Annotated in this window: 12 protein-coding genes; 8 read left to right on the top strand and 4 right to left on the bottom strand. The window is 73.7% G+C overall.

Going from position 1 to position 13,604, the window contains the following annotated elements:
* Positions 1 to 112: 112 nt before the first annotated feature.
* Together ACFWN1_RS13985 and ACFWN1_RS13990 are read right to left on the bottom strand one after the other, a co-directional pair.
* Positions 113 to 586 carry an indole-3-glycerol phosphate synthase gene (locus ACFWN1_RS13985; RefSeq protein WP_384361014.1) on the bottom strand — a complete coding sequence of 158 codons (474 nt, stop codon included), beginning with the start codon at positions 584 to 586 and terminating at the stop codon, positions 113 to 115.
* 127 nt (positions 587 to 713) lie between these two features.
* A complete protein-coding gene (locus tag ACFWN1_RS13990; protein ID WP_384361017.1) occupies positions 714 to 1,559 on the bottom strand; it encodes a pyrimidine reductase family protein in 846 nt (281 codons plus the stop codon).
* A 33-nt stretch (positions 1,560 to 1,592) separates the two neighbouring features.
* Here ACFWN1_RS13990 and zapE point away from each other — a divergent pair, with 33 nt between their 5' ends.
* From zapE to ACFWN1_RS14025, 7 genes are all read left to right on the top strand, one after another.
* Positions 1,593 to 2,693: a cell division protein ZapE gene (zapE, locus tag ACFWN1_RS13995; RefSeq protein ID WP_384361074.1), complete on the top strand. Its 1,101-nt coding sequence runs from the start codon at positions 1,593 to 1,595 to the stop codon at positions 2,691 to 2,693.
* An 872-nt stretch (positions 2,694 to 3,565) separates the two neighbouring features.
* Positions 3,566 to 4,516 carry a slipin family protein gene (locus tag ACFWN1_RS14000; RefSeq protein WP_384361020.1) on the top strand — a complete coding sequence of 317 codons (951 nt, stop codon included), beginning with the start codon at positions 3,566 to 3,568 and terminating at the stop codon, positions 4,514 to 4,516.
* Between the two features lie 119 nt (positions 4,517 to 4,635).
* The gene (locus ACFWN1_RS14005) at positions 4,636 to 5,499 is read left to right on the top strand and encodes a polysaccharide deacetylase family protein (protein WP_384361023.1); all 864 of its coding nucleotides are present in this window, start codon (positions 4,636 to 4,638) and stop codon (positions 5,497 to 5,499) included.
* A gap of 32 nt (positions 5,500 to 5,531) precedes the next feature.
* Positions 5,532 to 6,248 (top strand): peptidyl-tRNA hydrolase, encoded by a 717-nt coding sequence (locus ACFWN1_RS14010; protein WP_384361026.1) that lies wholly within the window; start codon positions 5,532 to 5,534, stop codon positions 6,246 to 6,248.
* Between the two features lie 97 nt (positions 6,249 to 6,345).
* A complete protein-coding gene (locus ACFWN1_RS14015; protein ID WP_384361029.1) occupies positions 6,346 to 7,632 on the top strand; it encodes a DUF692 domain-containing protein in 1,287 nt (428 codons plus the stop codon).
* A 101-nt stretch (positions 7,633 to 7,733) separates the two neighbouring features.
* Complete coding sequence (locus ACFWN1_RS14020) at positions 7,734 to 8,576, top strand: TIGR04222 domain-containing membrane protein (protein WP_384361032.1); 843 nt, start codon at positions 7,734 to 7,736, stop codon at positions 8,574 to 8,576.
* 117 nt (positions 8,577 to 8,693) lie between these two features.
* On the top strand, positions 8,694 to 10,343 hold the full coding sequence (locus ACFWN1_RS14025) for an alpha/beta hydrolase (protein WP_384361035.1): 1,650 nt from the start codon (positions 8,694 to 8,696) through the stop codon (positions 10,341 to 10,343).
* On the opposite strand, the gene hemQ is transcribed toward ACFWN1_RS14025, so the two are convergent.
* Both hemQ and hemG read right to left on the bottom strand, forming a co-directional pair.
* Complete coding sequence (gene hemQ / locus ACFWN1_RS14030) at positions 10,340 to 11,071, bottom strand: hydrogen peroxide-dependent heme synthase (protein ID WP_384361038.1); 732 nt, start codon at positions 11,069 to 11,071, stop codon at positions 10,340 to 10,342. The two genes, ACFWN1_RS14025 and hemQ, sit on opposite strands and share 4 nt — an antisense overlap.
* A 5-nt stretch (positions 11,072 to 11,076) precedes the next feature.
* Positions 11,077 to 12,522, bottom strand: a complete 1,446-nt coding sequence (gene hemG, locus ACFWN1_RS14035) for a protoporphyrinogen oxidase (RefSeq protein WP_384361041.1) — start codon at positions 12,520 to 12,522, stop codon at positions 11,077 to 11,079.
* A 145-nt stretch (positions 12,523 to 12,667) separates the two neighbouring features.
* Here hemG and ACFWN1_RS14040 point away from each other — a divergent pair, with 145 nt between their 5' ends.
* Positions 12,668 to 13,597: a DUF4349 domain-containing protein gene (locus ACFWN1_RS14040; protein ID WP_384361044.1), complete on the top strand. Its 930-nt coding sequence runs from the start codon at positions 12,668 to 12,670 to the stop codon at positions 13,595 to 13,597.
* Positions 13,598 to 13,604: the final 7 nt, after the last annotated feature.

Raw genomic sequence — 13,604 nt, forward strand, 5'->3', positions numbered from 1 at the left:
GTCCGGGTGGGGCCTGCCGGGTGCGCGACGCCGGCCCCGGCCACGCGGCCGAGGACACCGGGCACCTCCGTCGCGTGCCCGATGCCCGGCCGGCCGCCGTAGCCCCGAGGGGCTACGCCTTGCTGTGGGAGAACAGTTTCAGTACCGGTACCCCCACCTTGTGGCGGGCGCGGGAGGCCCAGTCGCGGTGGAAGAACTCCTCCACGTAGTGCGGGTCGGTCAGCACGATCACCTCGTCGGCGTGCACCTCGGCGACCAGCGCCTTGAGCGCGTCCAGCGGGTGGTCCTCCACGAGTCTTCCCTCCGCCCGGCTCCCGGCGGCGCGCAGCGCCCGCAGGGACACCTCCAGCGCCTTCTCCGCCACGCTCCGGGCGTCCGGACCCTCGGGGGTGTCGCCCTCGTGGACGGCCTCGTCCAGTTCGCCGAGTGCGATGTCGTCGATGGCCCGCAGCAGGCGGTCCGCCTGATCGCCGCGCGGCTGGAGCAGCACATGGAAGAAGACCGGCTCGTCACCGTGCAAGGTCGTGACGAACTCCACGTCGGCCGACGTCAGGGCTTTCTCGATCATCAGAACGCTTGTGAACACCAGCCGCCTCTTCTCCTTCGAGGGCCCTAGTGACCCTCTGTCCTCCGTTGGCCCGAAAAGGCCCTGCGGAAACCATCCTGCCCCGCTACCGCACGGGGAGTACGCGACTAAGTGTGCCCCGCGCGGGCTAAACGGAGCGGTAGATTCCGCTGTTTCGGGGGCGGCGGTACCGCCCGAACAGAAATCCGTCCTCCTCCAGCAGGGACACCAGCGCGAATCGGCTCGGCACCGCGACAGCGGGACCGCCCGCGATGCGCTGCGCGTCACCGGCCGTGAGCATGGGCGACAGCGTCAGGCACAGCTCGTCCAGCACGCCGGCGGCGACCAGTTGCCCCAGCAGCCGCGGTCCGCCCTCGGTGAGCTGCCGGGTGTACCCGAGGCCGGCCAGCGCATCCACGGCCCGGACGGGATCGACCCGCCGCCCCTCCCCCGCGACGATCACCCGCGCCCCGGCCCGCTCGGCGGCGGCCACCCGGTCGGCGGGCGCGTCCGTACCGGTGAGGACGACCGTGGGGACCAGCGGCGACGTGTACAGCGGCAGCGAGAAGTCCAGGTCGAGGCCGCCGGAGACGACGGCGACGGCTGCGGCCGGCCCCTGTCCGGCGGCCTCGCGCGCCCGCGCGAACTCGGCCCGTGCGCGCGCCGGCCGGTATCCCTCCTGCCGAACCGTTTCCGCACCGACCAGGACGACATCCGCGAGAGCCCGCAGCGTGCCGAAGACACGCATGTCGGCGGGGCAGGAGATGGGCTGGGAGCGGCCGTCGTGCTGGGCGGCGCCGTCGAGGGTCGAGACCATGTTGGCCCGCAGCCAGGCGCGGGGCCCGCCGTCACCCGAGGCGGAACAGGCGGCGGGATAGGCATAGGCGGCGGCCAGTTCGGCGAGGCTCCACTCACCGGGCCCGTCCGGCTGCACACCCGCCTGGTCAGGGGCCCGAGCTGCCGTTTCGTCGATCACAGGGAACAGGCGTCGCATTCGTGCAGTGTGACATGGCGATTAGCATGGGTAATCGTGTCCTCCACCGCAGCCTCCGGCTCCAGCCCGCTGACCGAAGCGGGTCCGCTGTCCCTGTGCGCGCGCGAGCCGCACGTCCCGGCCGACCGTCTGGTCGCCGAGATGGTGCCGCCGCCCCGCTTCGACTCGGTGCGCTTCGCCACCTACGTCCCGGACCCGGACCAGCCCAGCCAGACCGACGCCGTGGGCGTGCTGGAGGGCTTCGCTGCGGGACTCGGCGGGGCTGTCCGGCCCGGTGCCGGCAAGCGGGGCCTGTTCGGCTTCGGCCGGGCCAAGGCCAAGTCCCCGGCCGGCCCGCGCGGTGTCTACCTGGACGGCGGCTACGGCGTCGGCAAGACCCACCTGCTCGCCTCGCTCTGGCACGCCACCCCCGCCGAGCCCTCCCGCAAGGCGTTCGGCACCTTCGTGGAGCTGACCAACCTGGTGGGCGCCCTCGGCTTCCAGCAGACGGTACGGACCCTGTCCGGCCACGCCCTGCTGTGCATCGACGAGTTCGAGCTGGACGACCCCGGTGACACGGTGCTGGTCTCCAGTCTGCTCGGCAAGCTGGTCGAGGCGGGTGTGGCGCTGGCCGCCACCTCAAACACGCTGCCCGGCAAGCTGGGCGAGGGCCGGTTCGCGGCGGTCGACTTCCTGCGCGAGATCCAGGGCCTGTCCGCGCACTTCCGCGCCCTGCGCATCGACGGCGAGGACTACCGCCACCGCGGTCTGCCGGAGGCTCCGGCGCCGTACTCCGACGAGCAGGTGACGAAGGCGGCGTACCGCGCCGGGGGCGCCTCGCTGGACGCCTTCCCGCAGTTGCTGGAGCACCTGGCCAAGGTGCACCCGAGCCGGTACGGCGCGCTGACCGACGAGCTGCGCGCGGTGTGCCTCACCGATGTGCGGCCGGTGCCGGACCAGTCGACGGCGTTGCGGCTGGTGGTGCTGGCGGACCGCCTCTACGACCGCGAGGTCCCGGTGCTGGCCTCCGGGCTGCCATTCGACCAGTTGTTCAGCGAGGAGATGCTGAACGGCGGTTACCGCAAGAAGTACTTCCGCGCGATCTCCCGGCTCACCGCACTGGCGCGCGACGCCAAGACCCTGGTGGCGGAGTAACCGACCGGCCAACCTGTTTCTGACATCCCATCAACCTATGCGGGTCAAGCGCTGATTTCAGCCACTTGACCCGCCTTTTTTCACGCTTCCTGCTGCCTGTAACCCGCCGTTGACCCCGCGAAGCGGCTCGCCGGGTGTGGCCTTCGCCGTCCGGCCGGCGGGCGAGAGGGCGGACACCGCTCGCGAACCCCGCCGCTCGAAGACACCCCCCGTCGCCGCCCACGCCGACCGGCACCGCCAGCGCGGCACCGCGCCCACCCCCGCGCCGGAGCGCCCCCTCATATCCCGGTGGGCGGCCGAGCCCGCGCCGCCCTCGGGTCCGGGTCTCCCGGACGCCCACGTCACGCGATCCTCCGGAACCCGTTCCCCGGCAGTCCTTCAGGTCTTCCGCTGCCGAGGGGCGGGCTCGCTCCTCCGGGGCGGGCTCGCTCCTCCACCACAGTCGTGCGAGTCCGATGCGCCGTCGAGACGCACCAGGAGGAGTCCAGACATCACGCAGCCCCTCATCGACTACGCCCGTGCGTTCGGCCGGCGCCCCGACACCGACACCTTCGAAGCCCTATGAGTGCGCCGACGGCCGGGCGCGGTCCCATATCGCGCGCGCCGCACCTGCGGCCGAGCGGCACAGCGCGGCCGGTACGGAGCCGGTGCGGCTGACCTCGTCGGCCGAGGCAGGCGCACGGACCGGGACACCGGCCGGCTGACACACGAACGCGGCTGACGGGCCCGGGGCGACGGGAGCGGTCCCACCAGCGCCGCCCCCGTCCTGCTCCACGGGACGCAAGGACCAACCCAGACCATGGCTTTCTCGCACATCCCGGACGTACTGTTGAGTAAGGTACGGAACGGACCTCTCCGTGAGGGGGGCGACCATGTTGGAAATCGCGATCACACTCATAGCGGTGTTCGGCGCGCTGGGTCTCATCTGTCTGGCCGCGGCCATGCGCGTCGTCAAGCAGTACGAACGAGGAGTGCTGTTCCGGCTGGGGCGGATCACGGGTGAGCCGCGCGCGCCCGGACTGACGCTGATCATCCCGTTCGTGGACCGGCTGCACAAAATGAACATGCAGATCGTCACGCTGCCGATCCCGGCGCAGGAGGGCATCACGCGGGACAACGTCACCGTGCGGGTGGACGCGGTGGTGTACTTCCGGGTGGTCGAGCCGACGGACGCGCTGGTGAAGGTGGAGGACTACCGGTTCGCCGTCTCGCAGATGGCGCAGACCTCGCTGCGGTCGATCATCGGCAAGAGCGATCTGGACGATCTGCTGTCCAACCGGGAGAAGCTGAACGAGGGCCTGGAACTGATGATCGACAGCCCGGCCGTCGGCTGGGGCGTCCAGATCGACCGGGTGGAGATCAAGGACGTGTCCCTGCCGGACACCATGAAGCGGTCGATGGCCCGCCAGGCCGAGGCCGACCGGGAGCGCCGGGCCCGGATCATCAACGCGGACGCCGAGTACCAGGCGTCCAAGAAGCTCGCCCAGGCGGCGCAGCAGATGGCGGACACCCCGACGGCCCTCCAGCTGCGGCTGCTGCAGACCGTGATGGCGGTGTCGGCCGAGAAGAACTCGACCCTGGTCCTGCCCATCCCGGTGGAACTGCTCCACTTCCTGGAACGCGGCGCCCGGGACCCGGCACCCGCCGACCAGAAGCCCGACCAGTCCGCGAAGCCGGAGGAACCGGCCACCCCGACGGAGCCCGTCCCCCTCTCCGAGACCCCGGAACTCGACGCCCTCACCAAGACCCCGGAACTCGGCGCCATCCTCGACCAGCCCCCGGAGCGGCTCGGCAGCCCGGACGGCCCCCCGGGCCCGCGCTAGGCACCGCTTCCCCGAACACCGTCCGGCCGACTCCCCCGAAGACGCCGCGCGGGTGACCGTCTCGCCGCGTCGGTAGGCACATGAACATATGAACTGTCTGGCGGCCCTATTTTCATACGGTGATTGCACTCGCACGCCGTATCACCGCCCTCTGCGCCCTGGGCGCGGCCCTCGCCGGCTGCGGTACCGCGGACCCCGCCGGGCCCGAGCGCCCGGCCCACGCCCAGCCCCACGCCTCCGCGTCCTCCGCCTCCCCGTCCCCGGCCGGCCCGCCCACCATGGCGGCGGGTCCGGGCGGGCTCACCCCCGTGTTCGAGCACGGCCCCCGCGACAGGGGCAAGACCGTCGCGCTGACCTTCGACGCCGACATGACCGCCGACGAGGGGCCCCGGGCCGCCGCCGGTGAGCGCTTCGACAACCCCGGCCTGATCAGCGCCCTGCGCACGCTGAAGGTCCCGGCGACCGTCTTCATGACCGGCCGCTGGGCCGAGGAGTACCCGGACCAGGCCCGCGCCCTCGGGCACGACGCCCGGTTCGAGGTGGCGAACCACTCCTACAGCCACTACGCGTTCACCGGGGACTGCTACGGCCTGCCGACCGTCCCCCGGGACGGCAAGCTGACGGAGGTCCAGCGCACGTACGGCGCCCTGCGCAAGGCGGGCGTACCGAACCCGATGCCGTACTTCCGGTTCCCCGGCGGCTGCTACGACCGGGACGCGCTGCGCGCGATCAGCGGCGCGGGTGTCACCGCCGTGCAGTGGGACGTGGTCAGCGGCGACGCGTTCGCCACGGACGCCGACGCGGTGGTGCGCCAGGTGCTGGGCGGGGTGAAGCCCGGTTCGGTGGTCGTCATGCACTGCACGCGCAGCGCCGCCCCGACGACCGAGAAGGTCGTCCGCGCCGTGGTGCCGCGGCTGCGCGAGCAGGGCTACCGGTTCGTGAAGGTCTCGGAGCTGATCCGGGAGTCCGGCACCCCGCGCTGACCGGGGCCGCGCTGCTCGTAGGGTGGGTCGACGTGAGCCATGTTCCAGCCGCCCCCGGCGACAGCCCCTTCCAGACCGAGCCCACCCCGCGCGACGAGGCCCCGCAGTTCGTGCTGCCCCTCGTCGTACGGATCGAGAGGAGCGCGCCGCCCGCCCGTACCGACGCGCTGGAGACCGCCGCACGCGCCGTGCTCGTCCTGCTCGGGGACGAGCGGGCGCGCGGCGACGGCGAGTGGGCCGAGGCGGTACGGGACTGGGAGGACGCCCGTATCCGCAAGGTGGTCCGGCGGGCGCGTGGCGCGGAGTGGCGCCGCGCGGCGGAGCTGCCCGGCATCACGGTGACCGGCGCCTCGGCCGAGGTGCGGGTCTTCCCGCCGGTCCCGCTGGACGGCTGGCCCAGGGAACTGGCCAAGCTCCAGGTCTCCGGCACCGAGCTGGACGACCCCGGACCCCCGGCCGGCCCCGACCGCACCGCCCCCGTGCTCTGGCTCAACCCGGAGCTGGAGATGTCGGCCGGCAAGGAGATGGCCCAGGCCGGCCACGGCGCCCAGCTCGCCTGGTGGGCGCTGTCCGACGAGGCCCGCGACGCCTGGCGCAGTGCGGGGTACCCCCTCACCGTCCGCACCGCCACCCCGGAGCACTGGCGCGAACTCACCAGCAGCAGGCTCCCGTTGGTCCGCGACGCGGGCTTCACCGAGATCGCCCCGGGCTCCGCCACGGTGGTCGCCGACCACCCCGCGCTCCGCTGACCGGAGAACCTCAAATGTTGCTCTGAACCCGCCGCCCCGGCGGTTCATCCGCCCCCGCCGGGGCCATACCCCCGTCAACCGAAGGAGGGGGACGGGGATGCGGCTGGGGACGGGGATCGGGTGGCGGCCGGAGATCGCGGACGCCGTGGCGGTCATGCCCGGGATCGACTGGGTGGAGGTCGTGGCGGAGAACGTCTGCCCCGGCCATCTCCCCGAGTCGCTGCTGCGGCTGCTCGCGCGCGGGGTGACGGTGATCCCGCACGGGGTCTCCCTCGGCCTCGGCGGCGCGGACCGGCCGGACGAGGCCCGGCTGCGGGCGCTGGCGGAGCGGGCCGAGGCGCTGGGGGCGCCGCTGGTCACCGAGCACATCGCGTTCGTCCGCGCGGGCGGCCCGCTCACCGCGTCGCCGTCGCTGGAGGCGGGCCATCTGCTGCCCGTGCCACGCACGCGGGACGCCCTCGACGTGCTGTGCGAGAACGTGCGCATCGCCCAGGAGGCGCTGCCGGTCCCGCTGGCACTGGAGAACATCGCCGCCCTGTTCTCCTGGCCGGACGAGGAGATGAGCGAGGGCGAGTTCCTGGCCGAGCTGGTCGAGCGGACCGGTGTACGGCTGCTCATCGACGTGGCCAACCTGCACACCAACCACGTCAACCGGGGCGAGGACCCCGCCGAGGCGCTGGACCGGCTGCCGCTGGAGGCGCTGGCGTACGTGCACGTCGCGGGCGGCTTCGAGCGGGACGGCGTCTGGCACGACAGCCACGCCCATCCCGTACCGCCTTCGGTGCTGGAGATCCTGACCGGCCTGGCGTCGAGGGTCGCACCGCCCGGTGTGCTGCTGGAGCGGGACGAGAACTTCCCGGAACCGGCCGAGCTGGAGAGGGAGCTGACCCGCATCGGGGAGGCGGTGGAGAAGGGCGGCGGGGTCGCGCGGTCCGCCACCGGCACGGCGGTCCCCGTTCCGCCGGACGCCTCCGCCGAGGCGCGGCAGCGGGTGGCCGTCGCGCAGACCGCCGTACTGTCGGCGCTGGTGGCCGGGACGCCGTTGCCCGAGGGGTTCGACCGGGGACGGATGGGCGTACAAGCGCGGGTGCTCGCGGCGAAGCGGGCGGACGTGGTGGCGAAGGTGGCGCCCGAGCTGCCGGTGATCCTCGGCGCCGGGTACCGCGAGGCGTTCCTCGGCTACGCGCACACCCGGCCGATGCGCGGTGGCTACCGCCAGGACGCGCTGGATTTCGCCGCCCAGCTCCTCAAGACGGGCCGCCCGGCGGACGCTCGGGCGCGCAGGGCGCTGCGCGAGTGGTGGCTCGACCGCGCGGGCCCGGCGCCCCGTACGCCCGGCCCGGCCGCCCGGCTGGCCCGACGGGTACTGCCGGGGCGGCGCTGAGCCCGCCCGGGACAGAAGCGGAACGCCACCTACCGGCAACGGTCTGTCCGGATACTGAACAAGCCATGGTTTTTCAGGAGCCGTTGACATAAGAACAGCTCATGTTCTGGGTCCTCCTCCTGCTTCCGGCCTGGGCCTTCGCCGCCATCGCCTGCACCCGGCTCTGCCTGGCCGCCGTCCGCGCGACCGCCGCCGACCGCGCGGCGCGGAAGAGCGGCCAGGACCACGAACTCACGCTGTACGAGACGGCGTTCCTGTCCGGCGGCCCCTCGCGTGTCGCCGACCTCGTCATGGTCCGGATGGCCCGGCAGCGCCGGCTGCTTCTCGCGCACACCGGCTGGGCCACCGTGGTGGACCCGTTCGGACGGGACGAGATGGAGCGGTCCGTCATCGGCGCGATCGGTCCGCGCGGACAGTCGCGGATCGCCACGGTACGGGCGGCGGCGGCCGGTGCGGAGGCCGTGCAGCGGCTCGCCGACCGGCTGGTGAGCGCGGGGCTCGCGGTCCCCTCCGACACGGGGACGACGGTGGCCGCCGGGGTGCGCCAGGTGCGGGCCGCCGCCGTGGCCGTGCTCGGGCTGGGCACGACCGCGCTGCTCATGCCGGTCCCGGTGGACCTGCCGCGCTTCCAGATCGCCCTGTGGTTCGTGCTGCCCCTCGTCCTCACCCTGAGCGCTCTGGCCATCGCCCGCGTCGAGGTGCACCCGTATCCGCGCTGGGCCTCCCCCACCGGGCAGCGGCTCCTCGGCGAGATGGCCCGGCGCCCGGCCGGGAAGGGACCGGGAAGGAACCGGGAAGAACGGGAAGAACGGGAAGAAGGGGACGGTGGCGAGGGCTCCTTCCTCACCCGGCTCGCCGTGCGGGGCGTGCGCGCCCTGAACGAGCCCGAGCTGCGCGCCGCGTTCACCCACCGTGACGCGCCGGGGGCGCACAGGGAGCACTGACGCCGACACACGGGTGCCGGTGCTTGCCTTCCCCGAGGCCCCTTCCGAAACATCCCTTCTGTCGCCGCCGGGCCATGGCAGCCGTGCCATCGCCGACGCGCACCGAAGGGATACCCGATGAGAGCTGCCGCCCTGTACTCGGCCGCCGGTTCCTTGCTGCTGACCGGTCTCGCCGTGACCCCGGCAGGCGGTACCCCGGGCACCCCGGGCATCCCGGGCACCCACGGCGCGGCGGGCGCGGCCGAGTCGCGCGGCACCGCCGTCGCCGCCGCCCGTGCCCGCGCGGCCGGCCTGCGCTTCGGTGCCTGCCCGGACGAAGCCCCGGCCGGGATGCGCTGCGCCACCGTACGCGTCCCGCTGGACTACGCCCGCCCCGACGGCAGGCACATCGAGCTGACCGTCAGCCGGATGCCGGCCACCCAGCGCGACCCGGCCAACAGCAAGCGGAAGGTGCCACGGCAGGGCGCCCTCGTCTACAACCCCGGCGGCCCCGGCGCGTCCAGCCTGAACTTCCCGATGATCGGCGTGATCCCCGAGTGGCGGCGCATCGCCTCCGCCTACGATCTCGTCGGCTACGCCCCGCGCGGGGTGGCGCCCTCGGCCCCGCTGTCCTGCGAGAAGCCGGAGCAGTTCTACAAGGCCCCCTCGCCGGCCCCGGTCCACCCCACCGAGACGTACAAGCGGGAGCGGATCGCGCGGGCGAAGGCGTACGCGCGCGGCTGCGCCGAACGGTCGGGCAGCGGGCTGGAGTTCTACGACTCGCTCGGCAACGCCCGCGACCTGGACGTGCTGCGGGCCGCGCTCGGCGAGTCCCGGCTGACCTTCATGGGCGCCTCCTACGGCACTTATGTGGGCGCCCTGTACGCCACCCTCTTCCCCGGTCATGTGCGGCGGATGGTGCTGGACTCGGCGGTGGACCCGGACCCGGCGAAGGTCTGGTACCGGGAGAACCTGGACCAGTCGGCCGCGTTCGAGGACCGCTGGGCGGACTTCCGCGCCTGGGTGGCCCGCCATGACGACGTGTACGGCCTCGGCACGACCCCCGCCGCCGTCCAGCGCTCCTACGACACCGCCGGCGAGCGGCTTCAGGCCCACCCGGCGGACGGCAAGGTGGGTCCGGGCCAGCTCCAGAACACGTTCCTGATGGCCGGGTACTACGACGACTACTGGCCGAGCCGGGCCGCCGCCCTCGCCGCCTATCTGAAGGGCGACGCCGGGCCGTTGGTCCGGCTGGGCGCGCCGAGCCGGGAGACGGCCACCGAGGCGGAGAACGGCAGCGCGGTGTACACGGCCGTCGAGTGCAACGACGCGCCCTGGCCGGCCGACTTCCGGGTCTGGGACCGCGACAACACCCGGCTCGCCCGCACCGCGCCCTTCGAGACCTGGGACAACGCCTGGACGAACCTGCCCTGCGCCTACTGGTCCGCGCCCCGGCAGCGCCCGCTGGACGTGCGCACCGGCCCCGGCGATACCCCGCCGGTGCTGATCCTCGCCGCCGAGCGGGACGCGGCCACCCCGTACGACGGGGCGCTGGAACTGAACCGGCGGCTGGCCGGCTCCACGCTGGTCACCGAGCGGGACGCGGGCACGCACGGCATCGGCGGCGGCCCCAACAAGTGCGTCAACGCCCACCTGGACGCATATCTACTGGAGGGCCGCCTGCCCGGCCGCCGCGCCGCCTGCGCCCCACGCCCGGAGCCGCGCCCCACCGAGCCGGCCGGACGCGGCACCCCGGAGCGGGACGCCGTCAAGGGCAAGGGCGCTTAGGCGAGCCCCGCCACCAGCTCGGCCACCGACTTGCGGCGGCCGGTGTAGAACGGCACCTCTTCGCGGACGTGCATGCGGGCCTCGGAGGCGCGCAGGTGACGCATGAGGTCGACGATGCGGTACAGCTCGTCGGCCTCGAAGGCGAGCAGCCACTCGTAGTCGCCGAGGGAGAAGGAGGCGACGGTGTTGGCGCGCACGTCCGGGAAGCCGCGCGCCATCTTGCCGTGGTCCGCGAGCATGCGGCGGCGGTCCTCGTCGGCCAGCAGGTACCACTCGTAGGAGCGCACGAAGGGGTAGACGCTGACGTAGTTCCGGGGCGTCTCGTCGGCGAGGAAGGCCGGGATGTGCGAGCGGTTGAACTCGGCCGGGCGGTGCAGCGCCATGTTCGACCACACCGGCTCCAGCGCGCGGCCCAGCCTGGTGCGGCGGAACAGGTTGTACGCCTCCTGGAGCTGGTCGGCGGTCTCGGCGTGCCACCAGATCATCAGGTCGGCGTCGGCGCGCAGCCCGGACACGTCGTAGGTGCCGCGGATCTTGACGTCCTTCGCGGCGAGCTGGTCGAACAGCTCCTGCACCTCGTCGGCGTAGCCCGCGCGGTCCTCCGGCAGCACGTCCTTCAGCTTGAAGACGGACCACAGGGTGTAGCGGATGACCTCGTTGAGGTCCTTGGCCAGCTTGCCCTTGTTCGGGATGCGGCCGGGCTCGGTGGTGGGGGCGTCGTCACTCATGCCCCCTATTCTCCCGCTCCGCCGTGCAGGCTGCGCACCGGGTTGGCCGTCAGCTCGCGCACCCCGGCGAGGTCACCACCCAGTTGGTCGACTGCCGCGTAGGCACTGGCGACACAGGCGGGGATGCCGACGCCGTCGTACTGCGCGCCGCACACCGCGAGGCCGGGGAGCTTGGCGATGTGCTCGCGGACGCGGGCCACGCGCGCGTGGTGGCCGACCGGGTACTGGGGCAGCCCGTCGGTCCAGCGGGTGACACGGGTGGCGACGGGCTCGGCGTCCAGGCCGGTCGCGGCGCGCAGGTCGTGCCGGGCGACCTGTACGAGTCCGGTGTCGTCGCGCTGGAGGATCTCGGTCTCGTGGTGGCGGCCGACCGAGGTGCGCACCACCAGGAGGTCCGGGTCCTCGGCGCCGACCCAGCCCCACTTCTGGGAGGCGAAGGTGGCGGCCTTGATGGTGCGGCCGTCCACCGGCGGCACCAGGAAGCCGCTGCCCCCGGGAAGGGCGGCGTCGGCGCGGCGGTAGGCGAGGGTGATCAGGGCCATGGAGGCGTACTCCACGGCGGCCAGCTCGGCGGCGGCCGCCGGGGCCTCGGCGCGCAGCAGCGCCGACGCGGCGGGGGCGGGTACGGCGACCACGACCGCGTCCGCGTGGATCGTGCGGTCCCCGGCCGTGACGCGCCAGCCGGTGCCGTCCCGGCGCAGCTCGCTCACAGGGGTGCGGGTGAGGATCTCGCCGCCGTGCGCCCGTACCGACTCAGCGACGGCGAGCGGGAGGGTACCGACGCCGCCCTCGACACCGAGGAAGACCGGGCCGGTCTGTCCCGCCTCGGCGGCCCTGGCCTGGAGGGCCCGGACGGCGGCGGTGAGGGTGTCGTGGGTGCGGGCGGCCCGGAAGAGCTGGGGTACGGCCGAGCGCAGCGAGAGACGGTAGGCGTCGCCCGCGTACACCCCGCCGAGCAGGGGTTCCACCAGCCGGTCGACGACCTCGCGGCCCATCCGGGCGGCGACGTACTCGCCGACGGCCACGTCGTCGCCGACCTCGGTGGGCGGCAGTCCGGTGTCCCGCTCGATACGGGCCAGGCCCTCGGCGGTGAGCAGCCCGGAGAGGGCCTCGGCGGTGCCGGGTACGCCCATCACATGGCCCTTGGGCATGGGGCGCAGGGCGTCCCGGGTCCAGATCGACGCGGTCGCGGTGGCGGGCGGCTGGAGGCGGTCGCCGAGGCCCACCTCGCGGGCCAGGCCCACGGCCTCGGGGCGGCGGGCGAGCATCGACTCGGCACCCAGGTCGACCCTCAGGCCCGCGATCTCGCCGGGCAGCAGCTTGCCACCGACCCGGCCGGTGGCCTCCAGCACCGTCACCCGCGCGCCGCGCGCGAGCGCCCGGTGGGCGGCGGCCAGTCCGGCGACACCGGCTCCGACGACGACGACATGGCCCGGGTTCGCTGCGCTCATGCTCCCACTCTCTCAGACCGCGCGGGCCGTCCCGGTGCCCGGTACGTCACCGGACCGTGACCGCATCGGGACCGGAGAACGCGGCCGTTCCCGCAGGCCGGGACGTCTAAGAGGGGACACCACGTCTCATCGGGGGGTAACAGACATGCGTACACAGGTCCGGGTCCTGGCCGGGGTCCTGCTCGCCGCCTCGCTCGCGCTCGCCGGGTGCAGCGAGTCGGGCGGGGACTCCAAGTCGTCCTACGCCGACGCCCCGACCGCCGCCCAGGGCGCGGGCGGCGGCGCGGCCGAGAACGGCAAGTCCGCTCGCCGCCCGTCGCGGCTCACGCCGAGCGTGATCCGCACCGCCTCCCTGGAGGTCGAGGTGCGGGACGTGTCCCGCGCGCTGGCCAAGGCCCGCCAGGTCACCGAGGACGCGGGCGGCTACGTCGGCGAGGAGAGCACCGAACGGGACGACGACGGCAGAGAGCGCACCCGGGTCGTCCTGCGGGTTCCCGCCGAGCGGTACGAGGAGGTGCTCGGCTCGCTCCAGGGCACCGGCAAGCTGCTGCGGCGCACGGCGAAGGCGCAGGACGTCACCGACCAGGTCGTGGACGTGGACAGCCGGATCAAGTCCCAGCGGGCCAGCGTCGCCAGGGTCCGGGACTTGATGGACCGGGCGGCGAAACTGACCGATGTCGTCGCGCTGGAGGGTGAGCTGAGCAGCCGGGAGGCCGACCTGGAGGCGCTGCTGGCCCAGCAGGCGTCGCTGAAGGACCGCACCGGCCTGGCGACCATCACTCTGTCGCTGGCCGGGCGGGCCGCGCACCCGGACGCCGCTGACGACACGCCTGGCTTCCTGGACGCGCTGTCGGGCGGCTGGCACGCGTTCCTGACGATGCTGCGCTGGATCGCGCTGGTCGTGGGGGTGGTGCTGCCGTTCGCGGCGCTGCTCGCGCTGCTGGTGTTCCTGTGGCGCCGGGTGATCCGGTCCCGGCTGCCGCGCCGTACGGCGCCCACTCCGGGCCCCGGCTCACTGCCGCAGGCACGTCCGGTGCCGGAGAGCGGCGCGCCGGTCTCCGGCGAGCACGAGTGACACGACG

Source organism: Streptomyces sp. NPDC058459, assembly GCF_042721685.1.
Taxonomy (GTDB): Bacteria; Actinomycetota; Actinomycetes; order Streptomycetales; family Streptomycetaceae; genus Streptomyces.

Coding starts and splice junctions, on each gene's coding strand:
- hemG (WP_384361041.1), bottom strand. CDS start 12,522: ATGAGCGCAGCGAACCCGGGCCATGTCGTCGTCGTCGGAGCCGGTGTC.
- ACFWN1_RS14025 (WP_384361035.1), top strand. CDS start 8,694: ATGAGAGCTGCCGCCCTGTACTCGGCCGCCGGTTCCTTGCTGCTGACC.
- ACFWN1_RS14000 (WP_384361020.1), top strand. CDS start 3,566: ATGTTGGAAATCGCGATCACACTCATAGCGGTGTTCGGCGCGCTGGGT.
- ACFWN1_RS14015 (WP_384361029.1), top strand. CDS start 6,346: ATGCGGCTGGGGACGGGGATCGGGTGGCGGCCGGAGATCGCGGACGCC.
- hemQ (WP_384361038.1), bottom strand. CDS start 11,071: ATGAGTGACGACGCCCCCACCACCGAGCCCGGCCGCATCCCGAACAAG.
- ACFWN1_RS14020 (WP_384361032.1), top strand. CDS start 7,734: ATGTTCTGGGTCCTCCTCCTGCTTCCGGCCTGGGCCTTCGCCGCCATC.
- ACFWN1_RS14040 (WP_384361044.1), top strand. CDS start 12,668: ATGCGTACACAGGTCCGGGTCCTGGCCGGGGTCCTGCTCGCCGCCTCG.
- ACFWN1_RS13990 (WP_384361017.1), bottom strand. CDS start 1,559: ATGCGACGCCTGTTCCCTGTGATCGACGAAACGGCAGCTCGGGCCCCT.